We start from the raw sequence: 259 nt of genomic DNA, 5'->3' as shown, positions 1-259 counted from the left end.
GTATTAGTATAATAGAAACTTTGTAACAAAAGAAAAAGAAGGGAGAATGAGGGATATGAACAGTGAACAAGTGTTTCAAGTAACAAAAACAGATTTATTAGGATCCTTAGGTGGAGCGGTAATATTAACATCATTTATTCTATTCCTTGCAAGTGTATTAGTATGATATATATAAATACAATCATTCAAAAAAAATAAAGACTCTAACGTATTAGTAAGTAGTTAATATGTTGGAGTCTTTTTTATTTTCTTCTTATAT

Annotated in this window: 1 protein-coding gene; it reads left to right on the top strand. The window is 26.6% G+C overall.

The window, feature by feature from the left end; all coding sequences use genetic code 11:
• The first annotated feature begins 55 nt into the window (after positions 1–55).
• The gene (locus MR160_RS34420; protein WP_001083691.1) at positions 56–166 is read left to right on the top strand and encodes a DUF3948 family protein; all 111 of its coding nucleotides are present in this window, start codon (positions 56–58) and stop codon (positions 164–166) included.
• The last annotated feature ends 93 nt before the right edge of the window (positions 167–259 follow it).

Source organism: Bacillus cereus group sp. BfR-BA-01382, assembly GCF_022663475.1.
GTDB lineage: Bacteria > Bacillota > Bacilli > Bacillales > Bacillaceae_G > Bacillus_A > Bacillus_A thuringiensis_S.
Note: the sequence above shows the minus strand (reverse complement) of the source record. Positions and strands in the feature narration are given on the sequence as shown.